26 protein-coding genes are annotated in these 20,959 nt (G+C 62.7%); all 26 read left to right on the top strand.

The window, feature by feature from the left end:
* Positions 1-6 precede the first annotated feature (6 nt).
* The 26 genes from AO356_RS05850 (at position 7) to AO356_RS05730 (ending at position 20,959) form a co-directional block, all read left to right on the top strand.
* On the top strand, positions 7-339 hold the full coding sequence (locus tag AO356_RS05850) for a hypothetical protein (RefSeq protein WP_018607976.1): 333 nt from the start codon (positions 7-9) through the stop codon (positions 337-339).
* Entirely contained in the window at positions 336-1,331 is a 996-nt protein-coding gene (locus AO356_RS05845; protein WP_060738974.1) for a baseplate J/gp47 family protein, read from the top strand. The genes AO356_RS05850 and AO356_RS05845 overlap by 4 nt, the downstream gene beginning before the upstream one ends.
* Complete coding sequence (locus AO356_RS05840; protein WP_060738973.1) at positions 1,328-1,963, top strand: phage tail protein I; 636 nt, start codon at positions 1,328-1,330, stop codon at positions 1,961-1,963. Before AO356_RS05845 ends, AO356_RS05840 begins: the two co-directional genes overlap by 4 nt.
* A complete protein-coding gene (locus AO356_RS05835; RefSeq protein ID WP_060738972.1) occupies positions 1,964-3,910 on the top strand; it encodes a phage tail protein in 1,947 nt (648 codons plus the stop codon). It abuts the gene before it with no gap.
* Between the two features lie 7 nt (positions 3,911-3,917).
* Positions 3,918-4,337 (top strand): phage tail assembly chaperone, encoded by a 420-nt coding sequence (locus AO356_RS05830; protein ID WP_060738971.1) that lies wholly within the window; start codon positions 3,918-3,920, stop codon positions 4,335-4,337.
* 100 nt (positions 4,338-4,437) lie between these two features.
* Positions 4,438-4,647: a hypothetical protein gene (locus AO356_RS05825; RefSeq protein ID WP_060738970.1), complete on the top strand. Its 210-nt coding sequence runs from the start codon at positions 4,438-4,440 to the stop codon at positions 4,645-4,647.
* Between the two features lie 2 nt (positions 4,648-4,649).
* On the top strand, positions 4,650-5,816 hold the full coding sequence (locus tag AO356_RS05820) for a hypothetical protein (protein WP_060738969.1): 1,167 nt from the start codon (positions 4,650-4,652) through the stop codon (positions 5,814-5,816).
* Positions 5,816-6,322 (top strand): phage major tail tube protein, encoded by a 507-nt coding sequence (locus AO356_RS05815; protein WP_060738968.1) that lies wholly within the window; start codon positions 5,816-5,818, stop codon positions 6,320-6,322. The genes AO356_RS05820 and AO356_RS05815 overlap by 1 nt, the downstream gene beginning before the upstream one ends.
* A 152-nt stretch (positions 6,323-6,474) precedes the next feature.
* Complete coding sequence (locus AO356_RS05810; protein ID WP_060738967.1) at positions 6,475-7,050, top strand: phage tail assembly protein; 576 nt, start codon at positions 6,475-6,477, stop codon at positions 7,048-7,050.
* Positions 7,047-7,172, top strand: a complete 126-nt coding sequence (locus tag AO356_RS33195; RefSeq protein ID WP_256573040.1) for a hypothetical protein — start codon at positions 7,047-7,049, stop codon at positions 7,170-7,172. The genes AO356_RS05810 and AO356_RS33195 overlap by 4 nt, the downstream gene beginning before the upstream one ends.
* A gap of 6 nt (positions 7,173-7,178) precedes the next feature.
* Entirely contained in the window at positions 7,179-9,359 is a 2,181-nt protein-coding gene (locus AO356_RS05805; RefSeq protein ID WP_060738966.1) for a phage tail tape measure protein, read from the top strand.
* On the top strand, positions 9,359-9,742 hold the full coding sequence (locus AO356_RS05800) for a phage tail protein (protein ID WP_060738965.1): 384 nt from the start codon (positions 9,359-9,361) through the stop codon (positions 9,740-9,742). Before AO356_RS05805 ends, AO356_RS05800 begins: the two co-directional genes overlap by 1 nt.
* Positions 9,735-9,947 carry a tail protein X gene (locus AO356_RS05795; RefSeq protein WP_058542798.1) on the top strand — a complete coding sequence of 71 codons (213 nt, stop codon included), beginning with the start codon at positions 9,735-9,737 and terminating at the stop codon, positions 9,945-9,947. The genes AO356_RS05800 and AO356_RS05795 overlap by 8 nt, the downstream gene beginning before the upstream one ends.
* A gap of 9 nt (positions 9,948-9,956) precedes the next feature.
* Positions 9,957-10,973, top strand: a complete 1,017-nt coding sequence (locus AO356_RS05790; protein ID WP_060738964.1) for a contractile injection system protein, VgrG/Pvc8 family — start codon at positions 9,957-9,959, stop codon at positions 10,971-10,973.
* A 265-nt stretch (positions 10,974-11,238) separates the two neighbouring features.
* Positions 11,239-11,823, top strand: coding sequence for a phage tail terminator protein (locus AO356_RS05785; RefSeq protein WP_060738963.1), 585 nt, complete (start codon positions 11,239-11,241; stop codon positions 11,821-11,823).
* Positions 11,820-12,002, top strand: coding sequence for a DUF2635 domain-containing protein (locus AO356_RS05780; protein ID WP_003198311.1), 183 nt, complete (start codon positions 11,820-11,822; stop codon positions 12,000-12,002). The genes AO356_RS05785 and AO356_RS05780 overlap by 4 nt, the downstream gene beginning before the upstream one ends.
* The gene (locus AO356_RS05775; protein WP_060738962.1) at positions 12,002-13,498 is read left to right on the top strand and encodes a phage tail sheath subtilisin-like domain-containing protein; all 1,497 of its coding nucleotides are present in this window, start codon (positions 12,002-12,004) and stop codon (positions 13,496-13,498) included. Before AO356_RS05780 ends, AO356_RS05775 begins: the two co-directional genes overlap by 1 nt.
* Positions 13,499-13,565: 67 nt before the next feature.
* Positions 13,566-13,913 (top strand): phage tail tube protein, encoded by a 348-nt coding sequence (locus tag AO356_RS05770; RefSeq protein ID WP_003198314.1) that lies wholly within the window; start codon positions 13,566-13,568, stop codon positions 13,911-13,913.
* Complete coding sequence (locus AO356_RS05765) at positions 13,910-14,206, top strand: phage tail assembly protein (protein ID WP_045155211.1); 297 nt, start codon at positions 13,910-13,912, stop codon at positions 14,204-14,206. Before AO356_RS05770 ends, AO356_RS05765 begins: the two co-directional genes overlap by 4 nt.
* Before the next feature lie 130 nt (positions 14,207-14,336).
* Entirely contained in the window at positions 14,337-15,911 is a 1,575-nt protein-coding gene (locus AO356_RS05760) for a hypothetical protein (protein ID WP_060738961.1), read from the top strand.
* Positions 15,898-17,136 (top strand): DNA circularization protein, encoded by a 1,239-nt coding sequence (locus tag AO356_RS05755; RefSeq protein WP_060738960.1) that lies wholly within the window; start codon positions 15,898-15,900, stop codon positions 17,134-17,136. The genes AO356_RS05760 and AO356_RS05755 overlap by 14 nt, the downstream gene beginning before the upstream one ends.
* A 3-nt stretch (positions 17,137-17,139) precedes the next feature.
* Positions 17,140-18,180, top strand: a complete 1,041-nt coding sequence (locus tag AO356_RS05750) for a phage baseplate assembly protein (protein WP_060738959.1) — start codon at positions 17,140-17,142, stop codon at positions 18,178-18,180.
* A 254-nt stretch (positions 18,181-18,434) separates the two neighbouring features.
* Positions 18,435-18,944 (top strand): phage baseplate assembly protein V, encoded by a 510-nt coding sequence (locus tag AO356_RS05745; RefSeq protein ID WP_060738958.1) that lies wholly within the window; start codon positions 18,435-18,437, stop codon positions 18,942-18,944.
* Positions 18,944-19,342 carry a phage GP46 family protein gene (locus AO356_RS05740; RefSeq protein WP_060738957.1) on the top strand — a complete coding sequence of 133 codons (399 nt, stop codon included), beginning with the start codon at positions 18,944-18,946 and terminating at the stop codon, positions 19,340-19,342. Before AO356_RS05745 ends, AO356_RS05740 begins: the two co-directional genes overlap by 1 nt.
* Complete coding sequence (locus AO356_RS05735; RefSeq protein ID WP_060738956.1) at positions 19,332-20,372, top strand: baseplate J/gp47 family protein; 1,041 nt, start codon at positions 19,332-19,334, stop codon at positions 20,370-20,372. Before AO356_RS05740 ends, AO356_RS05735 begins: the two co-directional genes overlap by 11 nt.
* Positions 20,360-20,959 (top strand): YmfQ family protein, encoded by a 600-nt coding sequence (locus AO356_RS05730; RefSeq protein WP_060738955.1) that lies wholly within the window; start codon positions 20,360-20,362, stop codon positions 20,957-20,959. The genes AO356_RS05735 and AO356_RS05730 overlap by 13 nt, the downstream gene beginning before the upstream one ends.

The raw sequence follows: 20,959 nt of genomic DNA, 5'->3' as shown, positions 1-20,959 counted from the left end.
TTCCTCATGATTGGAATCGATCGAAATACCGGCGCCACGGTCGACGACTGGCTGCAGTTCGTGCAGCGCGCCACCCGTGCATTGACCACGCCGTTGGGCACTCGCCAGAAGCGTCCGTTGTATGGCTGTGCACTCACGCAGTTGCTGGGGCAGAACCTCGGCGACGACCTGCTGATCCTCGCCCAGAGCCACGCGGCCCAAGCGTTCTACAACCCGGACAACGGCATCGATGATTTCGAGCCGCAGGTCATTGTCGCCAGCCGGCAGGGTGCCGGATTGCTGCTGCGTTTCGCTGGCACCTGGAAAAACCGCAAACAGACTTTCGAGGTGGTGACATGAGCATGTTGATACCCGGCCAGAACCAGTTGGCTGAACCGGCCATCGTCACCGTCGACGCGTTCGAGGATTTGCTCGCGGAGTTCAAGACCTTCGTGGTCGAGTACGTCGCCGCACGCTCTCCCGCCAGCGCGGCGAAGCTGGTGGACAGCCTCGAAAACGAAAGCGAACTGCTGACCCTGGCCCTGGAGGCGTTCTGTGTCCGGCTGCAAACCCACGAACGCAAATACAACGCTCGCATCAAGCAGATGCTGGCGTGGTGGGCCACCGGAACCAACCTCGATGCCCGCCTTGCGGACATGGGCTTGGAGCGGCAGTTGCTAGACCCGGGCGACCCGGCGGCCTTCCCGCCCATCCCCCCGGTCTACGAGAGCGACGATGACGCTCGGTTGCGTTATTACCTGGCGCCCCACGCCCCGGCAGCCGGCTCGCGCATGCAGTATCGGCGGGAGATTTTTACCTTGGGGGAGCGGCCCGTCGTGAAGGTGGAAAGCGCCTCGGCCGGTGTGGTGACAGTCACCTACACCTTCGACCCGGACGGTCGTGCGGCGCAGGTCAAGGACGGTAACGCACGCCGGACGGCGCCGGGCCAGGTCACGGTCACGGTGTTGTCCCGTGAGGGTGATGGGACGCCATCCGAAACGCTGCTCGACGGTGTTCGCCAGCATTTCGCTCGGCCTGATGTGCGACCGGAAACGGACCTCGTTATTGTCCAGGGCGCGCAGATCAAACCCTACAAAATCCGCGTCGTGGCGAAGATCAATGCCGGCCCGGATTCGGGCTTGACCCAGGTTGCCGCCGAACAGCAATTGCGGGAATACGCTGAGGCGTGTCATCGATTGGAAGGTCGAGTGGACCCGAGCTGGATCGACTACACGCTGCACAGTGCCGGCGCGGTTCAGCTCCAGATTCTCGAACCGCTCCAGCCGATCGTGACGACGGCTTTTCAAGCCCCGTATTGCACAGGCGTCGAGGTCGAGGTGGACACGTTATGAGTGACGACACACCACGCCTGAGCCTGCTGCCGATCAACAGTTCGCCACTGGAACGGGCGCTGGATCTCGGTTTCGCCCGGCTGCTCGAACGCATCGATCCGCCGTTTCCCGAGCTGATGAACCCGGCGGCCACGCCCTTGGCGTTCCTGCCATATCTCGCAGCAGACCGCGGCGTCAGTGAATGGAGTTCCGCGGCGCCCGCAGTTGAAAAGCGCCTGACCGTTGAACTCGCCTGGCCCACCGCCCGGCAGGCCGGGACGCGAAAGGCGCTGGAAAATGCCGCCAAGGGTTTGCAGCTGATGCCTGAAGTGCGCGCCTGGTATGAGCAAACGCCACCGGGCCCGCCCTACAGTTTTTCCGTCAGGGCGTTTACCGAGCAGCCCTACAGCGAAGCTATCGATGCCCGTCTCGACCGTCGCCTGGCCGGTGCCAAGAGCGAGCGCGACACCTTGACGGTGTCTGTCGGTTTGAGGGCCTTCGGCAGGCATGTCATCGGTGCCGCGACGCTGTGCGGCGAACTGACCACGGTTTATCCGGTTGTCATCGAAGGGCTTGAAGCCTCGGGCCAGGCCTTCATGGCCGCCGGGCTCTACAGCGTCGAAACCTCCACTATTTATCCACAGGGGTCCTAAATGGCCGACTACTACACCCTGCTCACCGATGCGGGGATCGCCTACGAAACCGCCTGCAAGGCGGCGGGCACACCCATCAAGCTGTCGCAGATTTCCGTTGGTGACGGCGGCGGCGCGGAATACAACCCGGCCGCGACGGCGACGGCACTCAAGCGCGAAGTCTGGCGTGGGCCGCTCAATGCGCTGTTCCAGGATGAAAACAACCCGAGCTGGTTGCTGGCCGAGGTCACCATCCCGTCCGATGTGGGCGGCTGGTATGTGCGTGAGGCCGGGCTCTGGACCGATACCGGCATCCTCTATGCGATTGTCAAATATCCGGAGTCGTTCAAACCGGTGTTGGCGACGTCTGGTTCGGGCAAAGAGTTCTACATTCGGTCGATTTTCGAGACCAGCAATGCCGAGCTGGTGACGTTGCTGATCGACGACACGGTGGTCAAGGCGACGCGGGCCTGGGTGGCCGGCTATGTGGCCGACGAACTCGCCAAACTCGACAGGAAGCAGTCGGTGCGGGTGGCGACAACGGCCAACATTGCCTTGAGTGGCGCGCAAGCCATCGATGGTGTTGCGGTGATCGCCGGGAATCGGGTCCTGGTCAAGTCCCAGACCTTGGCGAAAGACAACGGTATCTACGTGGTTGCGAACGGCGCTTGGGTTCGGGCAAAGGATGCCGATGCGAGCGTCGACGTGACTTCGGGGTTGATTGTCTCGGTGGAGGAGGGCGCGACGCTTGCCAACACGATCTGGCAGTTGATTACCGACGGTACGATTGTACTGGGCACTACGGCGTTGACGTTTCAGAACATCACTCAAGGATTTGCGCCGCTCAATTCGCCGGTGCTGGTTAATCCGACGGCAAATACGCCGCCGCTATTCGACAACACGAAGTCGATCGCGACGACTGAATACGTTATGCGTGCCAGCGGTAACTATCGCGGCTTTACCAGCTTGACGTCGGCCACCACATTGACAGCAGCAGCGGTCGGCACTCTAGTTTCGGTGATCGGGACGTTCACGCTTACCTTGCCGACGGCCAACGCCCTACCATCGGGTGGTTCGATCCACTTCCGGAACATTGGCGGCGGCATTGTCACCGTGGCCTGTGTGGGGGCTGATCTAATCAACGCCGGGAACTTCAATCAGCCCAACAGTATTGCATTGCAGCCGGGTACCACCTTGGTGTTGAGCAGTAATGGTGTGACTGCCTGGTGGGCGGAAGGATCTGCACAGTTGCAGTTTTCCAAGGTGTTTGGTGACACCCCGGCGCAATTCGATAGCAGTAAGTTGCTGGCAACTACTGAGTTTGTGAAGAGAATGGGGGTCGAGTGGTCGAGCCTCACCTCGGTCAGCGCCAACACCGTTCTGGGGAATTCAAGCGCTGGCGGCATCGTTACTGCGTCAGCGTCGACGGCGATCAACGTTACTTTGCCGCCCACCGCGCCAGTAGGGCCAGGAGCCATGATCATGGTTCTGAGTGGCGGGGCAGGTGCTGTCACGCTGCTGGCTTCGAATGGCGAGCAGATTACTAATTCGAGCGGAAGCGCAATAGCACTTGTTTTGGGACAGGGTGATTTTGCGATATTGACCAGACTAACCGGCGAGTGGCGATTGGTCGGCGGTACCGCTGCGTTGAAGTTCTCCAATGCATTTGCCGCAATTTTTGGAAATACCGCCAATCAGGTATTACCAAGCGGCTGGATATTCAAAATCGGACACGCTTCAACGGATGTCGCGACAGGAACAGTGCCGGTAACGTTTCCTGTCGCATTCCCTACAGCCTGTATGTACGTAGGGGCGATCTATTCCGGGGCTACTTCCGCGACGAATCCATCCGTTTGTCAATCCGGGATACCGACCCGTACAGGTTTTACGGGCTACATCACTAATGTGGCTGGCAATAACTCTGCTGTCACTGTGGGTGGTTACAACTGGCTAGCCATCGGCTACTGAGGCGACTATGTACGCAAAATGGATTGAAGAAGACGGTCGATTTGCCTTCGAGCTAATTGATAACGGGGGCATTGAGATATCTGATGAGGATCATGCGGCGCTCTTTGAGCCGCGACAGGGGGGGAAGATCATCGGCAGGGGGCCTGATGGTTTTCCACAATTGCAAGACCCGTCATTGCCGACGCTAGCAGAGCTATCGCTCGTTGAGCGTGCATGGCGGAATAGGCAGCTTTCACTTACTGATGGGATGGTAACGCGTCATCGAGATGAGCTGGAAGATGGGACCGAAACCACGCTTTCGGTTGAGCAATACGCTGAGCTGCAAGCGTATCGCCGGATTCTACGTAATTGGCCTGAGGCCGGGGAGTTCCCGCTGAAGGAGCATCGTCCGCTCGCACCGTCTTGGCTAGCCGAGCAATCCCAGTAACCGCCCCGTAACTACGGGGCGTTTTCTTTTCCGCCAAAACAACTGACAACATCCGACAGCCCCTTCCTCAAGGGGCTTTTTCATATCTGGAGAAACCTAAATGGCACCACGCCAAACCTACACCGTGCTCCTCCCATTCCCCATCGGCGGTGGTCACTGGTCGACCGCCGGCCAGGAACTCGACCTGCTCGACGTCGAGGCCAATGCCTTGCGCAGCGCCGGTCGCCTGGAGCTGAAAAAAACCGAGGCTGGTGAACCGGTCTCTGCATCCACCCCGGCCAAAAAGGCCGCCACCAAGAAGGCTGAATAACCATGGCTGAGGTTTTGAACTTCGAGCACAACGGCATTACCGTCAATGCCACTGAATCTCCCGAGGCCATGGGTGGCCTGGGTGACAACGTCATCGGGCTGGTCGGCACCGCGCCGAATGCCAACCCGCTGATTCCGAAAAACACCCCGTTCCGCATCAACAGCTTCACCACCCAGGCCCAGTTGGACCCGACCGGTGCCGAAGCGGGGACGTTGTTCCACGCCGTCTACCAGATCCTCAAAGTGGTCAAGGTGCCGGTGTACGTGGTCATTGTCGAAGAGGGCGCCACGCTGGCCGACACGCAGAACAACGTGATCGGCGGTATCGAGGCGCAGACCGGGCGCAAGTTGGGCTTGGCCGCGTTGAGTGGGGTCGCTGAAGACCTGACCATCATCGGCGCGCCAGGCTTCACCGGCACCAAGGCCGTCGCCAGCGAGTTCGCCTCGTTCGGCAAGCGCATCAAGGCCCGTGTGGTGCTCGATGGCAAGGACGTCGCGGTCGCCGACCAGGTGACCTACAGCCAGGAACTGGGCGGCGCGGACCTTGGTTTCGACCGTTGCCTGGTGGTGCACAACATGCCGGCGGTGTATTCCAAGGCCGCGAAGAAAAACGTCTTCCTGGCCCCGTCGAGCCTGGCCATCGCCGCCCTCGCCAAGGTCAAGCAATGGGAGAGCCCGGGCAACCAGGTCACCTACGCCGAAGACGTTTCCCGCACCGTCGAATACAACATCCTCGACACCTCCACCGAAGGCGATCTGCTCAACCGCTACGGCGTCAGCTACTACGCCCGGACCATCCTCGGCGGCTTCTCGCTGCTGGGCAACCGTTCCATCACCGGCAAGTTCATCAGCTACGTCGGCCTGGAAGATGCCATCAGCCGCAAGCTGGTGAAAGCCGGCCAGAAAGCCATGGCGAAGAACCTGACCAAGTCGTTCATGGACCAGGAAGTCAAGCGCATCAACGACTGGCTGCAAACCCTGGTCGCCGACGAAACCATCCCGGGCGGCAGCGTGTACCTGCACCCGGAATTGAACAGCGTCGAGAAGTACAAGAACGGCACCTGGTACGTGGTCATCGACTACGGCCGCTACGCGCCGAACGAACACATGATTTATCAACTCAATGCCCGCGATGAAATCATCGAGCAGTTCCTGGAGGACGTTCTCTAATGTTTACCAACCGCGTAAGACAGGCCATCGCGGCCACCCTGCAGGGCCTGCCGTTGTCGGCGACCGTGGAAGAGTTCACCCCGCCGAAGATCGAATTCGAGATGGAAGAGATGCGTGGCGGCCGTTTCATTGGCGAGGAGATGGCCAAGGCCGGCAAAGCGCTGACGGCCAAGCTGACGCTGCAAGGCCTCGGTCCGGAAGTCATGCTGGCGCTGGGCGTGAGTGTGGGCGACGACATTCTGCTGAATGTGCGTGAAGCCGGCCAGGATCAGGACGGCAACACCTGGTTCACCTACCACACGGTGGGCGGCAAGTTGAAGTCCCTTGAGGAAACGACGCTGAAAATGAACGAGAAGCCCAAGACCATCCTTGATCTGTCCTGCCGCACCTACAACCGCCTGGAAAACGGCGTCCCGGTGATCGACATCGACGTGCGCACCCAGAAGTTCGTGCTCAACGGCGTCGACATCCTCGGCGATGCTCGCCGTGCGGTGTTGTTGCCGTAAACGAACGCCCGTCAGTTGAACCCAATCCCTGTGGGAGCGAGCTTGCTCGCGATAGCGGTGTGTCAGCCAACATCGATGCTGACTGATCCGACGTCATCGCGAGCAAGCTCACTCCCACAGGTTGTCCTCTGATTTATCAAGGAACCGATTCCATGTCCTGGACGCCTCCCGTTCACGTCTTGCTGTCGCCGATCGCCGGTGACGACGAAACGCAGATCGAGCAACTCCCCCTCAAGCCGCTGTACTACGCCGCGCAAAAAGACGCCCTGGCCCGCGCCGGCGATGACGAAGACGATCAGTTTTTCGAGTTGGCCAAACTGGCCACCGGGCTGTCGGTCAAGGAACTCGACCAGCTCAAGCGCCCGGACTACGTGAGCATTGCGCAGTACGTGCATGAAATGTCCACCCGTCCGACGTTCCACTTCCTGGAACAGGTGGCCGGCGCACCCGCCGACCCTGACCAGGTACAGCTGCTGCAACCGCTCGACGTCGCGGGCCGCAGCATGACTTCGCTGACCCTGGAAATGCCGGTGCTGCGGGCCACCAAGGCGATGAAGAAACTGAAGACGGCCAAGGAACGCGCGGAGTTCATCACCGCCCATTGCACTGGCCTGATGATTCCCGATCTCGATCGGCTGACCGTGCCCGACTGGACCCAGTTGCAGGTGCGCATCGACGATTTTTTAAACAAGCCGGCGGACTTCTTTCGGCGCGCGACATCGAAGTGATCCTCGATGTGGTGCCGCTCATTTACTCGGTAAGTGAGGCGGAAATCCTGGAGTGGGACGCCGGCAAGGCCTTGCGCCGCTACGACATCGCGATCGCTCGCCTTGGCGTGAAACAGGAGTAGAGCGGAATGGCGGACGATAGATATTCGCTCAAATACGCAGCCTTCAACGAGAGTGGGTTGGCGTTCGGTAATACCAGCCTCACCAGTGGCGTGTCGGCGCAAGGCGCGTTCGCCAGGGACCAACTGGCGAGCCTCGATCTGGCGCTGGAAACACTCGGGCTCAAGCTCGGCCTGCTGACCACGGCAATCGAGTCGCTGACCGTGAAGCTGTCGGCGCAACGATTGTTCTCCCAAACGATGGGCGCCGACGCCAAGGGCGAGTCGGCCAGTGAGCCAAAGGGCAAGCCGAGTGGCGGTATCGAACCACCGGCGCTGCTCAAGCCCGCAATCGCGATGGATTCGGCCATGGCCGATCTGAAAAAGGCCACCCAATTCGGGCCGCGCCAGATTCAACAGGTGGCTGAGTCAACCCAGCAGATCGCCACCGCACCGTTGGTGGCGGCCAGGGGCACCACGGCGGTTGAAGTGGTGAGGATGCAAAGCCTGGCGGCGGGGAAGGGCATCGGTAGCGATGTGCTCGATGCCTCTGACCGACAGTTGGCGCTGTCACGTTTTGCCTCGGATGCTGGCGTCACTGCGACGGCGTTCGAGATGCCGGCCATGAAGGCCGCCGAAATGCTGGCCGACTGGCGCATCTCCATGAAGCTCAACGGCGCCGAAGCCTTTGACCTGGCGGATGCCGCCAACCAGTTGGGCAAGCTACCCAATGGTGCGAAACCGGCTGAGATTGGTGCGGTCTTGCAGCGTGACGGTGCAGCGGCGACGACGGCAGGCCTGGCCCCTGCACAAGCCGCAGCGTTGACGGCGGCGTTGCTCAATACCGGTACCCAACAAGCTGAAGCCGGCGTGGCGCTGGATGGTTTCACGACGGCCCTGGGCAAGGCTGACCAGACCTCTGCCACCGAGCAAATGGCCTGGAAACAGCTGGGCCTGGAGCCCAAGGCGGTGGCGAGCGGTTTGCGTGACAAGGACACCGCGCCTGGCACGGTGATGACGGTGCTGGCGGCCTTGAACGCGCAACCGGCCGAAAATCGCTCGACTCTTGCCGCCACGCTATTCGGCAATGGCGATGAGGCGGTGCTGCGCATGGCGCAGAAGCTGCCCGATGTGAACGCCGCCTTCTTGCAGGTGAAAGACCCAGGCCAATACGCCACGTCGCAATTGGGCAACGACGGCTCGGTGCGGCAGGACGCGTTGGCGCTGTCGAACACTCGGCAAGGCCAGTTGAACATCCTCAACGCCCGCAACGAGCGTTTGTCGATGGCCACGGGAAACGCCCTGATGCCTGTGGCGGATAATTCGTTTCAGTGGCTGGGTTCGTTGACCGATGGCATGAGTGAGTTGGCTGAGTCCTCCCCTAAAGCCACCGCGGCCATCGTGCTGCTGGGGGCGGCGATCAAACCGCTGGTGGGGGCGCTGCTCAAAGCCGTAGCGGATGAGATGTCCAATCAGGTGGCCAAGCGGGTGTTGGGCAAGGCCGCTCCGCACCTTCCCGGCCGACTGGGCGAGGTGATCTCCGAGGATTTCAGGAAAAATCCTCCTGGGGACAAGCTGGATACAAGCAATGCCAGCCAGCGTCCCGAATCCACGAGAGGACCGAAGATACGCGTCAGTACGCGAGGCTCGCGGGGGACCGCAGGGCGTTTTTCACTCGGGCCAACGGCCTCATTACGCTCGATGACGCGCAAGGCGCCCGGCCCATTGAAAGTGGTCGGTGCCGTCGCTGATGTGGCCGAGGGTGTGCTGACCGGCGACAAACGGATGATGGGCGCAGGCCTGGGAGCCGCGGGTGGCGGCTGGGCAGGCGCGGCTGCGGGGTCTGCGGCCGGTGCCGCTTTGGGCAGTGTCGTTCCGGTGATCGGCACTGCCATTGGGGGGCTGGTTGGCGGACTGCTGGGCGGCTGGTTGGGGAGTGATGCAGGCGCGTCCCTGGGTGAAAAACTCGTCGCCCCCGCCGACAGGCTCGCTGCTCCAGACCAGGTCAGCAAAGACCTGGCCAGCACCCAGACAACCACACAGCAGAACACCATGACCGCGAACATCTACATCAACGGCCAAGACCAGGCCAGTGCCAGTCAGTTGGCCAACCTGGTCGTGCAGCAGCTCTCGGGCCAATTCGGCTTGACGACCATGCCCAGCTCACTGGCCATGCGCAGTGATGCCGCCCTGACCGACGGAGGTACGTGATGCGTCAACAAATGGCACTCGGCAGTTTCATCTTTGGGCTGTCGAGAAAGTTTGCGTACCACCAGCTGGTACACACGTCGGAGGGTGGCTGGAAAAGCATCGACATTCTCACCAGCAAACCCAAGTCCAGCCAGATCGGCCAGGGGCTGCAAGGGCTGACGATCACGGGCAAGTCGATGTACGCGACCGCCATGGATCGTCTCGATGAGCTGCGCGCATTGCAGGCGCAGCGCATCCCCCTGCCGTTGGTCGATGGCATCGGCCGCAACTGGGGCCTGTGGCAGATCAACAAGGTCACGGAAACCCAGACCGAAATCATCGATGACGGCACGGCGATGGTGGTCGGCTGGGTGGTTGAATTGATGGAGTTCGCCAATGCGTAGGGTTCGAAGTATCGCCGGTGATTCGGTGAATCTGCTGCTGTACCGCGAGCTGGAGCGTTGTGACGATATCGTCGAGGAGGCGCTCTGGTTGCTCAATCCGGGGTTGGCTGAATGGGGCCCGGTATTGCCGGCGGGCGTATGGGTTGTCTTGCCGGAAGTGGACCTCAAGCCCGTGGCAACCCCACCGGTTTCGGCCTGGGATTAAGGAGGCGACATGTCATTGGGTTTCACGCCTGCGGTGGAAATTTATGGTGCGAACGCCGCGCTGCTCAACGAACGCCTGCTCAAGTGGGTGCATGTCGACGCGGCGGGTATCGAGTCCGATCAATTGACCCTCACCATCAGCCTGGACGGGCTCGAAGGGTTGCCCAGCCTGGGCGGCAAGATTGGCCTGCGGGTCGGCTATCTGGAGTCGGGTTTGGTGGACAAAGGCGAGTTCGTCATCACCCGGCGCACGCCGCTCCTGTTTCCCCTGCAACTCGTGCTGGTGGCCATGGCAGCGCCGTTCAGCGCGGCGGACCAGACCGGGTTCAAGCAACGCCGATCCGTCAGCCATGGCCCGACGACCCTGGGGGCGCTGTTTCGTCAGTTGACCTCCAGGCACGGGTTTTCCCCGCGAGTGGCGCCGGACCTGTCGCTGATCAAGATCGAGCACATCGACCAGTGCAATGAAACCGACATGGGTTTCCTCACGCGTCTGGCCCACCGGTATGACGCCGTCGCCAAGCCGGTCAACGAACTGTATGTGCTGGCCCGGCGCGGCCAGGCGAAGTCGTTGTCGGGCAAAGTTTTGCCCGACATGAAACTGTCGGTGACGACCAACAACCGCCCAGGCGACCACGCCTTCATTTCGGCCAAGCTGGATGAAGGCGCCCGGGCCAAGTACCAAGGCTGCAAGACCCGTTGGTGGGATGCGGCAGCGGGCAAGCTGCAGGTCGAGGAGAGCGGCATCGCGCCGTTCAAGACCCTGCGCCAGCGCTTCCAGAGCGCCGACGATGCCCGCGCCGCCGGTGAAGGCGAGGTACGTCGGATGCTGCGCGAAGCGCTCAAGGTGACGATCGAGTGCCCGGGTAACCCGGGGCTGTCTGCCGAGGGCATCGTCCTGCTGGATCCCTCCTGGCCGGATTTCATGCGCGGTCGCTGGTCGATCGACAAGGTCACCGCCAGTGGCGACCGGGAAAAAAGCTATCGCTGCTTGATTGATGCAACCTGCCTGGATGCCAAGGCCTGATCCCCCTGTGGGAGCGAGCTTGCTCGCGATAGCGCCCCGACATTCAACATTTGCACTGACTGACACGCCGCCATCGCGAGCTAGCTCCCACAGTTTTGTTCAGCGTTGCACATACCCCCTGCGCCCAACCGAGTCCCCCTGTGGGAGCGAGCTTGCTCGCGAAGACGACAGCACATCCGACATCAATGCTGCCTGCCCCACCGCTTTCGCGAGCAAGCCCGCTCCCACAGGGGAGGCTCGCACCTTCAGATACTGGAGTCTCCCCATGAAGATCACACCGATCCTCACGCAATTGCGTGAGCAATGTCCGACGCTTGCCCAGCGTGTGGCCGCAGGTTTTGACCTCGCCACGCTGCAAGCCGAGACCCCGCTGCAAACCCCCTGCGCCTATGTATTGCCCACCGCCGACATCGCCAGCAAGAACGCAGCTCAGAACGTCACGCTGCAAGCGGTGCGTGATCGCTTCGATGCCGTGCTGGTGCTCGACGCCACTGACGCGACAAAAGCGCTGGATCTGTTGCACGACCTGCGGGCCGAACTGTGGCGTGCGCTGGTGGGGTTCAAGCCGGGCGCTGAGTACACCGGCGTCGAATATGACGGCAGCGAACTGGTTTCCACCAACAGCAGCCGGGTGTCGTACCGGCTGCGCTTTTTCGCCGAGTTCCAGCTGGGCCGCAATCTGGCGAGCCAGCCTGCCGAAAGCTGGCACGAGCGTGAACTGGACGGCTTGTCGTCCTTTACCGGGGCCACCGTGCGGGTCGATGCCATCGACCCGGCGGACCCCAACCTGAAACGTCCCGGCCCCGACGGGCGCGTGGAACTGACTTTCTCTGGAGACGTAACCCCATGAGCAAACGCATCACCGTGCTGCCGGCCCCGGGCCGTGCCGTACCGGACCCGGAAGCGGGCGATCTGTTGCCCCTCGAGGGCCGTGAAGTGCCGGACAACGCCTGGTGGCGTCGACGTCTGGCCGATGGCGATATCACTACCAAAGCCGTGAAAGCGGCCAAACCACAGGGAGCCAAATAATGGCGATCGGATTCAGCAACATTCCCGCGGACATTCGTGTTCCGCTGTTCTACGCCGAAATGGACAACTCGGCCGCCAATAGCGCGTCATCGGCCATGCGCCGGTTGATCGTCGCCCAGGTCAACGACAATGTCGCCCCGGCCGATGTCGGCAAACTGGTGCTGGTGTCCAGCGTCGCGCTTGCCAAGAACATCGGCGGGCAAGGCTCGATGCTAGCCTCGATGTACGAAACCTGGCGCAAGACCGACCCGCTCGGCGAAATCTGGTGCCTGCCGCTGCACCATGTCGAAGGCGCCATCGCCAAGGGCGTGCTGACCTTCACCGGCACCGCGACTGAAAGCGGTGTGCTCAACCTGTACGTCGGCGGTGTGCGCGTCCAGGCCGCCATCGTCAACGGTGCCACGGCGGCCCAGGCCGCCACTGCGCTGGCCTTGAAAATCAACGCCGCCGCCGACCTGCCGGTGACCGCTGCGGCCGCCGAAGGCGTCGTGACCCTCAGCGCCAAATGGACCGGCGACAGTGGCAACGACATCAGCCTGCAGTTCAATCGCCTGGGCAAGAGCAATGGCGAAGACACCCCGGCGGGACTGACCACCGCCATCACCGCGATGACCGGTGGTGCCGGCGTGCCGGACCAGACCGCTGCCGTCGCGGCCCTGGGCGACGAGCCTTTCGAATTCATCGCTATGCCCTGGTCCGACGTGGCGAGCCTCAACACCTGGCAAGCGGTCATGGACGACAACACCGGCCGCTGGTCCTGGGCCAAGCAGTTGTTCGGCCATGTCTACAGCGCCAAGCGCGGCACCATTGGCACCCTGGTCGCCGCCGGACAGGCGCGCAACGACCAGCACATGACCCTCCAGGCGCTGGAGCTGGGCGTGCCGCAACCGTTCTGGGTCCAGGCCGCTGCCTTGGCGGCTCGCACGGCGGTGTTCATCTCCGCCGACGCCAGCCGTCCGACCCAGAGCGGCAGCCTGCCAGGCTTGGACCCGGCACCGGCCAGCGAGCGTTTCACCCTGACCGAGCGCCAGTCGCTGCTCAACTACGGCATCGCGACGGCGTATTACGAAGGTGGCTACGTACGCATCCAGCGTTCCATCACCACGTATCAGAAGAATGCCTTCGGCCAGGCTGACAACTCCTACCTGGACAGCGAAACCATGCACCAGTCGGCGTTCATCGTCCGCCGCCTGCAAAGCGTGATCACCAGCAAGTACGGTCGCCACAAACTGGCCTCCGACGGCACCCGTTTCGGCGCCGGCCAGCCTATCGTGACCCCGAGCACCATCCGCGGCGAACTGATCGCGCAATACGCCAAGCTCGAACTGGAAGGCCACGTGGAAAACGCCGAGCTGTTCGCCGAACACCTGGTTGTCGAGCGTGACAGCCAGGACCCGAGCCGGGTCAATGTGCTGTTCCCACCGGACTACATCAACGGCCTGCGGGTGTTCGCGCTGCTCAACCAATTCCGCCTGCAATACGACGCCGCCGCCTGACGGTAGCACTCAGTCGCATGCATTCAGCCCACCTTGCGTGGGCTTTTTATTTGAAGGGAGAAACACCATGGGTCAACTGATTGCGGGCACCTGCTACGTCAAAGTGGACGGCGCTCAACTGACCATCAATGGCGGCTGCGAAGCGCCACTGATGTTCACCAAACGCGAAACCGTCGTACCGGGTTTCTACAAGGAAACCGACATCGCCCCGTCCTTCAAGGTGACGGCCCTGCACACCGCGGACTTCCCGCTCAAGCAGCTGGTCGCCGGCACTGATATGACCGTCACTTGCGAATTCAACAACGGCAAGGTCTACGTGCTGGCTGGCGCCTACCTGGTGGAAGAGCCGGTGTCGAAGGGCGACGACGCCACCATCGAGCTGAAATTCGAAGGCATCAAGGGGACCTGGCAATGACTGATGTCGTGACGCTGCGCGTGGCCATCGAGGCCCACGGCGAGCCCCTGAGCGAACTGACCCTGCGCCGTCCGACGGTGCAAGAGGTCCGGGCGATCAAGGCGCTGCCCTACAAGATCGACAAGAGCGAGGAGGTGAGCCTGGACATGGACGTCGCGGCCAAATACATCGCGGTGTGCGCCGGTATCCCGCCGTCGTCGGTCAACCAGTTGGACCTGGCTGACCTCAACGCCCTGAGCTGGGCCGTCGCGAGTTTTTTCATGAGTGCGGCGTCGCAGCCATCGGCGACCTGATCGCCGCCGCCTATGACCTGGCCTGGTTCTGGAAGGTTGACCCCGAACAGATGATGGCCAGGCCACTGGATGTGCTCCGCGAATCCTTGGAGCACGCGCAACGGATCAATGCGATGCAGCAGGTGCAGTGATGGCAGACACACAAAAGGTAGAGAGAAAGGCGGTGCTGCTGACAGGCATCGACGAGCTGTCACCCAAGCTCGCCGGCCTTCGTGCGAAGGTCGCGAGTTTCAAGCAGAACCTCGACGCCACGGGCCTGGGCAGCCTGGATATTTCCGGTCTGCTGCCCAGCGGCGGCCTGGCCCAGCCCTTTATGGACGGGCTCAAGTCGGCGCTGGCCTTCAAGGACGAGGCGGGCGCCGCGAGCGCGGCGGCCAGCGCCGTCCAGGCCCCTGAAGCGCCCCGTATGGCGGCACAGAACCTGGATGGATTGAAGACTTCCATCAGTAACGTGTCGGTGCAGTTCGGCTCGGCCTTGGGACCTGCGGTCAACGCGGTGGCGGTGAGTTTGCAGCCCATGGTCAGCGGCGTGGCCCAGGTGCTGCAGGACAACCCGCAACTGGTACAGGGCCTGGCGAATGGTGTCGTGGCGTTCAACGCGATTCAGATGGCGGTCAGCGGCGCGAGCCAGGCGTTCGAAGTGGTGAACCTGGCCTTGAAGATGAACCCCATCGGTTTGATTGCCATGGGCATCGCCTTGGCGGCAGGGATGATCATCGCCCACTGGACGCCGATTTCAGCGTTCTTCGCCGGACTCTGGCAGAGGCTTGCGCCGATCGTCCTGCCGATGGTCGAGTTCTTCAAGACGATGTTCGCCTTTACCCCGATGGGGCAGGTGATCAGCAACTGGGGGCCGATCAGCAGCTTTTTTGGCGCCCTCTGGAATGTGATCGTGGCGGCGGCAGCGCCGGTCATCGGTTTCATGCAGACGCTGTTCGCCTGGTCCCCCCTAGGCTTGATCGTTGCCAATTGGGCGCCCCTGACCGGGTTGTTCGCGGCGATCTGGGACCTGCTCAGGGCCTTGACTGTGCCGGTGATGGACGCCTTGAAAGGCCTGTTCGACTGGACGCCGTTGGGGCTGATCATGGCCAACTGGGGCACGATCGGTGAAGTCTTCGCCGGGATCTGGGAGGGCGTGCGCAACCAGGTGTCAATCATGCTGGCGGTGTTCAGCGGCCTGTTCGACTGGTCACCCATCGAGGGTCTCGTCAAGCAGTGGGGGCCGGTGGGCGAGTGGTTCAGCCAGTGGTGGAACGAGTTGCAGGCGGTGATCGCGCCGATCAAGGCATTTTTCAACGGCGGCTTCGGCGAGATGATCACCTCGTTCACCGCTAAGGTCGAGGGTTTGACCGAGGCGCAGCGCGCCACCAACGCCGAAGGCAAAGGTGAGCTGGCGCCGGCGTTTTTTGGCGCGGCCAGCGAGCAGCCTCCGGGCCTGTCGTCCAGCCTGGCGCCAGCCTCCGCCAACGGTCCGGCGAAGACCTCGCTGGCGCCGGGTACGTTGCCACAAACCTCCAGCGCCCTGGTGCAACAAAGCGCCGCCAATAACCGCACGCAACTCGAAGGCGGCCTGACCGTGCGCTTCGAAAATGCGCCGGCCGGGTTGCGCGCCGATCCGCCCCAGACCAATCAACCGGCCCTGGCGGTGAGTTCGCGCATCGGCTATCGCTCACTGTCCACAGGAGGCTCCAATGAGCTGGCGTGATCGTTTGTTGCCGGCGTCGTTTCGTGGCGTCGGGTTCTGGGTCGACCAGGCGAAAACCCCGGTCGGCCACAAAGGCCAGCTGCATGAATATCCCCAGCGTGACCAGCCGTTTTTCGAGGGGCTCGGCCAGCAGGCGAAGATTCATGAGCTGACGGCGTTCATCGTCGGCCCCGATTGCCTGGAGCAGCGCGACAAGCTGCTCAAGGCCTTGGAGCAGGGCAGCGGTGAACTGGTGCACCCGTGGCTGGGGCGCCTGCAGGTCAAGGTCGGCGAGTGCGACATGACCCAGACCCGTCAGGACGGCGGGTTGGTGACGTTCGCCCTGAAGTTCTACCCCGACCAGCCGCTGCAATTCCCTTCGGCGACGATCAACAGCCAGAAACTGCTGCTGGTCTCGGCCGACAGCTTCCTCGGTTCGGCGGTGCGGCGCTTCGAAGACGCCATGACCTTGATCAAGGCCGCACGGATCGGCATCGCTGACCTGCGCAACAGCCTCAAGGAGATCTACGGCGTGATCGAGCAGGAGCTCAAGCCGTTGATCGAGACCTATCGGCAACTCAGCGATCTGGTCAAGGCGGTGAAAGCGTTGCCCAAGGAGGTGGTGGCCGAGTTCAAGGGGTTGCTGGGCGATATTCGGGAACTGAAGGACTTTGCCCGTGACGGCTATCGCGGCGTGATTGCCAGCGTGTCGCAACAGGTGGAGGCCATTGGCAAGGCCGACGCGCCCAAACTCACGACGGGCAAGGACACCACGGCGGCGGCCCAGGCTGTGGCCGACCTGGTGCAGGACACCCTGCTGGTGCAGGCCGCGCAATGGATTGCGGCGATGCCGGTAGCAGCGCCTGCGGTCAAGTTGGGCGCCACGCCATCGGTGGCGCAACAGGCCGTGCAACCGGTCCAGCGCCGGGACGTGCCGGTGGCCGACGATGTGCTGGCTCTGCGCGATGCCCTCAACGATGTCATCTGGCAGGCCTCCCTCAAGGCTGATCCGGAGCACTACCAGGCGATGAACAACCTGCGCCAGCAAATGGCCGCGCACCTGACGGCGGTGGCGTCTTCGGGTGTCAGGCTGATCAACCTGTCGTTCAAGCAAAGCCTGCCGGCGCTGGTGGTGGCGTATCAGCAATTCGCCGATGCCACCCGGGTGACGGAGGTGACCCAGCGTAACGGCGTCGCCCATCCTGGTTTCCTGCCGCCCAATGACCTGAAAGTCTCGGGGGAATAAGCCATGAACGAGCTCGACAACGCTGTCTCGCTTACTGTCGGCGGGTTGGATTACGGCGGCTGGAAAAGCGTGGAAATCAGTGCGGACCTGGAGCGCCAGTTTCGCACCTTCAAACTCGACATCACTTGGCAATGGCCGGGGCAGACCCAAGCCGTGCCGATCCGTCCGGGCGATGAATGCCAGGTGCGCATTGGTGCCGATCTGGTCCTCAGCGGTTATGTGTTCAAGGCACCGGTCAGCTATGACGGTCGACAGATCAGCCTGAGCATCGAAGGTGGCTCCAAGACCCAGGACCTGGTGGACTGCGCCGCGATCAACCGCCCGACCCAATGGCGCGGGCAAACGCTGCTGAGCATCGTCCAGGCCCTGGCATCGCAATACGGCGTGGGGGTCGTCAGCGAGATCCCTGAAACCGCGCGGTTGAGCGAACACAGCATCGTGCCGGGGGAAACGGTCTTTCAATCCATCGACCGTTTGCTGACGTTGTTCCGAGTGTTCTCCACCGACGACGCACAAGGACGTGTGTTGCTGGCCAAACCCGGCAGCGGTGGGCGGGCCAGTGATGTATTGGAGCTGGGCAAGAACATTCTGTCGGGCAACGCACCGATGGACTACAGCCAGGTGTTCTCCGAATACCGGGTCATCGGCCAGCACAAGGGCAATGATCAACAGAGCGGGGCGGCGGTGAGCGAAGTCTCTGGCACCGCCACCGATCTGGGCTTCAAGCGCAAGCGGGTGACGGTGATCAGCGAGAGTGCGCAATTGACCTTCGAACTGGCCCAGCAACGGGCCGATTGGGAAAGCGCCATCCGCACCGGCAAGGCCCTGACCACCACCTACCGTGTGCAAGGCTGGCGCCAGGCCAATGGTGACTTGTGGCGGCACAACACTTTGGTACGGGTGATCGACCCGGTGCTGGGGTTCGACGGTGACATGTTGATTTCCAAAGTGACGTACTCGCTCTCGGCACAAGGCTCCGTCACCACCCTGCAAGTCGCGCCGCCGCATACCTTCGACGCCAACCCGGTGCCGCCAAAACCCTGAGCCCCGGCCCACCACAGATCCCCTGTGGGAGCGAGCTTGCTCGCGATGGCGGTGGGTCAGCTTGCATGGATGTCGGATGTGCTGCCGCTATCGCGAGCAAGCTCGCTCCCACAGTGTTTCGAGAGCGCCCCCAAAGTGTCCGCCCACCACAGATCCCTTGTGGGAGCGAGCCTGCTCGCGATGGCGGCAGTGCAGCCAACAGAGATGTTGATCCAAACACCGCGTTCAAGTCCCCGATTCTCAAGGAAACCTCAATGAGCCTACTGACCCGCCTCCTGGCGCGCGGCACTGTCGTGCTCGCCCATTCGGCCACCAAGCTGCAGTCGCTGCAAATGCGCCTCACCGCCGGCGAAGTGAACGACGATATGGAGCACTTCGAACCCTACGGCTTCACCAGCAACCCGCTGGCCGGTGCCGAGGGCATTGCCACGTTCCTGGGGGGCGATCGCTCCCATGCCGTGGTCCTGGTGGTCGCCGATCGCCGCTTCCGTCTCCAGGCCCTGGCCCCCGGCGAAGTGGCGCTCTACACCGACGAAGGCGACAAGCTCCACTTCAAGCGCGGTCGTGTCATCGACATCGAGACTGCAACCCTGAACATCCGCGCCAGTAGCGCGGTGAACATCGACAGCCCGGTCATCAACCACACCGGCAAGATCGTCTCCCAAGGCGACCAGATCGCCGGCGGCATCAGCCAGATCAAACATGTGCATGGCGGCGTACAGGCCGGCAGCGGCCAGACCGGTGCGCCGGCGGGAGGTCAATGATGTTCATCAGCCAGGACCTGCACGCCGCGCTGACCCGCTCGGTGCTGATCAGCCTGTTCACCTGGCGCCGCGCCGCTGACGACGATGCCGTCGATGATGACGAACGTTTCGGCTGGTGGGGCGACACCTTTCCCACCGTTGCCGACGACCGCATCGGCTCGCGGCTGTGGCTGTTGCGCCGGGTCAAGCTGACCCGCCAGACCCAGCTCGACGCCGAATTCTATGCCCGCGAAGCCTTGCAATGGCTGATCGATGACGGCCACTGCAGCGCCATCGACATCATCAGCGAACGCCTCGACGCCCAGCGCTTGAACCTGCGCACGGTCCTGACCCTGGCCGACGGCGAGCGCCTGGACATCAACCCCGATAACAGTTGGCAGGTGACCTATGCCGTTTGAAACCCCTTCGCTGCCGGTGCTGATCAAACGCGCCCAAAGCGACCTGGCCAGCGATTCGCTGCGCCAGTCCGATGCCCAAGTGCTGGCCCGCACTCTTGGCGGCGCCGCCTACGGCCTGTATGGCTACCTGGACTGGATCGCCGAGCAGATCCTGCCGGACAAAGCCGATGAGTCCACCCTGGAACGCATCGCTGCCCTGCGCCTGAACCAGGCGCGCAAAGCGGCCCAAGTGGCCAGCGGCAATGTCAGCTTCAGCGCTACGGCAGGTGCCGTGCTGGATGTCGATACGCTGCTGCAATCGACCGATGGCCGCACTTACAAAGTGATCACCGCCCGCACCACCAGCAATGGCCTGAACACCGCCACCGTCGCGGCGCTGGAAGCCGGTAGCCTGGGCAATGCCGACGCCGGCCTGGTGCTGACACCGGTGCAGCCGCTTCTGGGCATCGACAATCGCTTCACCGTGCTGGCGCCGGGGCTGACCGGCGGTGTTGCCAGGGAAAGCCTTGAGTCCCTGCGCGCCAGGGTGATCCGTTCCTATCGCGTGATTCCCCACGGCGGTTCGGCCCAGGACTATGAAACCTGGGCCCTGGAGTGCCCCGGCATCACCCGTGCGTGGTGCCGGGGTAGCTACCTGGGGCCAGGCACCGTCGGCCTGTTCGTGATGCGGGACGACGACCCGCAACCGATCCCCAACGCCGAGCAATTGGAAGAAGTGCGGGCCTACATCGAGCCCTTGCGCCCGGTGACCGCCGAGCTGCACGTGCTGGCGCCGACGCAGGTTCCGGTCAACTACAGGCTGCGCATCACGCCGGACACCAGCGCCGTGCGGGCGGCCATCGAGGCCCAATTGCGCGACTTGCACAATCGTGAAGCCGGCCTCGGCGAAACCCTGTTGTGGAGTCATATCGCTGAAGCCATCAGCAGCGCCACCGGCGAAACCGACCACAAACTCAGTGCGCCAGTCGCCGATGTCGTCGCCGCCAGCAACCAGTTGCTGACGTTCGGAGGTTGCACATGGCAGGAATAAGAACCGCCGAACAGTACCAGGCCCAGCTGCGCAGCCTGCTGCCCAGCGGCCCGGCATGGGATCCGGAGCGCGTGCCGGAACTGGACGACGTGCTGCAAGGCATCGCCCAGGAACTGGCACGCCTCGACGCCCGTGCCGCCGACCTGCTCAACGAGATGGACCCGGCAGGCGTGAGTGAGCTGGTACCGGACTGGGAGCGGGTGATGAACCTGCCGGATCCGTGCCTCGGGGCCACGCCGTTGTATGACGATCGCCGTCTGGCGGTGCGCCGACGGTTGTTGGCGGTGGGCAGCCAAGCCATTGCCTATTACGTGGAAATCGCCAAGAGCCAGGGTTACCCCAACGCCACCATCACTGAACTGAAGGCGCCGCGCATGGGCCGCGCCCGGTTCGGCGAAGCGCATTTTGGCACCTGGCAGGCGCAATTCATGTGGACCCTCAATACCGGTGGCCGGCTGCTGCTGGGGCGGCGTTTTGGTGCGAGCTATTGGGGGGAGCGTTTTGGCGTCAATCCGGGCTCGGCCCTGGAATGCCTGATTCACCGCAGTGCACCGGCGCATACCAAGGTTCACATCAATTATGACTAG

This window comes from Pseudomonas fluorescens (genome assembly GCF_001307275.1).
Classification (GTDB): domain Bacteria; phylum Pseudomonadota; class Gammaproteobacteria; order Pseudomonadales; family Pseudomonadaceae; genus Aquipseudomonas; species Aquipseudomonas fluorescens_AA.
Note: the sequence above shows the minus strand (reverse complement) of the source record. Positions and strands in the feature narration are given on the sequence as shown.

What these genes read in the sequence shown, in the direction of transcription:
- AO356_RS05810 (WP_060738967.1), top strand. Translation starts at nt 6,475, where the DNA reads ATGTCCTGGACGCCTCCCGTTCACGTCTTGCTGTCGCCGATCGCCGGT.
- AO356_RS05805 (WP_060738966.1), top strand. Translation starts at nt 7,179, where the DNA reads ATGGCGGACGATAGATATTCGCTCAAATACGCAGCCTTCAACGAGAGT.
- AO356_RS05790 (WP_060738964.1), top strand. Translation starts at nt 9,957, where the DNA reads ATGTCATTGGGTTTCACGCCTGCGGTGGAAATTTATGGTGCGAACGCC.
- AO356_RS05760 (WP_060738961.1), top strand. Translation starts at nt 14,337, where the DNA reads ATGGCAGACACACAAAAGGTAGAGAGAAAGGCGGTGCTGCTGACAGGC.
- AO356_RS05830 (WP_060738971.1), top strand. Translation starts at nt 3,918, where the DNA reads ATGTACGCAAAATGGATTGAAGAAGACGGTCGATTTGCCTTCGAGCTA.
- AO356_RS05845 (WP_060738974.1), top strand. Translation starts at nt 336, where the DNA reads ATGAGCATGTTGATACCCGGCCAGAACCAGTTGGCTGAACCGGCCATC.
- AO356_RS05795 (WP_058542798.1), top strand. Translation starts at nt 9,735, where the DNA reads ATGCGTAGGGTTCGAAGTATCGCCGGTGATTCGGTGAATCTGCTGCTG.
- AO356_RS05775 (WP_060738962.1), top strand. Translation starts at nt 12,002, where the DNA reads ATGGCGATCGGATTCAGCAACATTCCCGCGGACATTCGTGTTCCGCTG.
- AO356_RS05785 (WP_060738963.1), top strand. Translation starts at nt 11,239, where the DNA reads ATGAAGATCACACCGATCCTCACGCAATTGCGTGAGCAATGTCCGACG.
- AO356_RS05765 (WP_045155211.1), top strand. Translation starts at nt 13,910, where the DNA reads ATGACTGATGTCGTGACGCTGCGCGTGGCCATCGAGGCCCACGGCGAG.
- AO356_RS05750 (WP_060738959.1), top strand. Translation starts at nt 17,140, where the DNA reads ATGAACGAGCTCGACAACGCTGTCTCGCTTACTGTCGGCGGGTTGGAT.
- AO356_RS05835 (WP_060738972.1), top strand. Translation starts at nt 1,964, where the DNA reads ATGGCCGACTACTACACCCTGCTCACCGATGCGGGGATCGCCTACGAA.
- AO356_RS05755 (WP_060738960.1), top strand. Translation starts at nt 15,898, where the DNA reads ATGAGCTGGCGTGATCGTTTGTTGCCGGCGTCGTTTCGTGGCGTCGGG.
- AO356_RS05770 (WP_003198314.1), top strand. Translation starts at nt 13,566, where the DNA reads ATGGGTCAACTGATTGCGGGCACCTGCTACGTCAAAGTGGACGGCGCT.
- AO356_RS05735 (WP_060738956.1), top strand. Translation starts at nt 19,332, where the DNA reads ATGCCGTTTGAAACCCCTTCGCTGCCGGTGCTGATCAAACGCGCCCAA.
- AO356_RS05730 (WP_060738955.1), top strand. Translation starts at nt 20,360, where the DNA reads ATGGCAGGAATAAGAACCGCCGAACAGTACCAGGCCCAGCTGCGCAGC.
- AO356_RS05745 (WP_060738958.1), top strand. Translation starts at nt 18,435, where the DNA reads ATGAGCCTACTGACCCGCCTCCTGGCGCGCGGCACTGTCGTGCTCGCC.
- AO356_RS05740 (WP_060738957.1), top strand. Translation starts at nt 18,944, where the DNA reads ATGTTCATCAGCCAGGACCTGCACGCCGCGCTGACCCGCTCGGTGCTG.
- AO356_RS05780 (WP_003198311.1), top strand. Translation starts at nt 11,820, where the DNA reads ATGAGCAAACGCATCACCGTGCTGCCGGCCCCGGGCCGTGCCGTACCG.
- AO356_RS05800 (WP_060738965.1), top strand. Translation starts at nt 9,359, where the DNA reads ATGCGTCAACAAATGGCACTCGGCAGTTTCATCTTTGGGCTGTCGAGA.
- AO356_RS05850 (WP_018607976.1), top strand. Translation starts at nt 7, where the DNA reads ATGATTGGAATCGATCGAAATACCGGCGCCACGGTCGACGACTGGCTG.
- AO356_RS05820 (WP_060738969.1), top strand. Translation starts at nt 4,650, where the DNA reads ATGGCTGAGGTTTTGAACTTCGAGCACAACGGCATTACCGTCAATGCC.
- AO356_RS05825 (WP_060738970.1), top strand. Translation starts at nt 4,438, where the DNA reads ATGGCACCACGCCAAACCTACACCGTGCTCCTCCCATTCCCCATCGGC.
- AO356_RS05815 (WP_060738968.1), top strand. Translation starts at nt 5,816, where the DNA reads ATGTTTACCAACCGCGTAAGACAGGCCATCGCGGCCACCCTGCAGGGC.
- AO356_RS05840 (WP_060738973.1), top strand. Translation starts at nt 1,328, where the DNA reads ATGAGTGACGACACACCACGCCTGAGCCTGCTGCCGATCAACAGTTCG.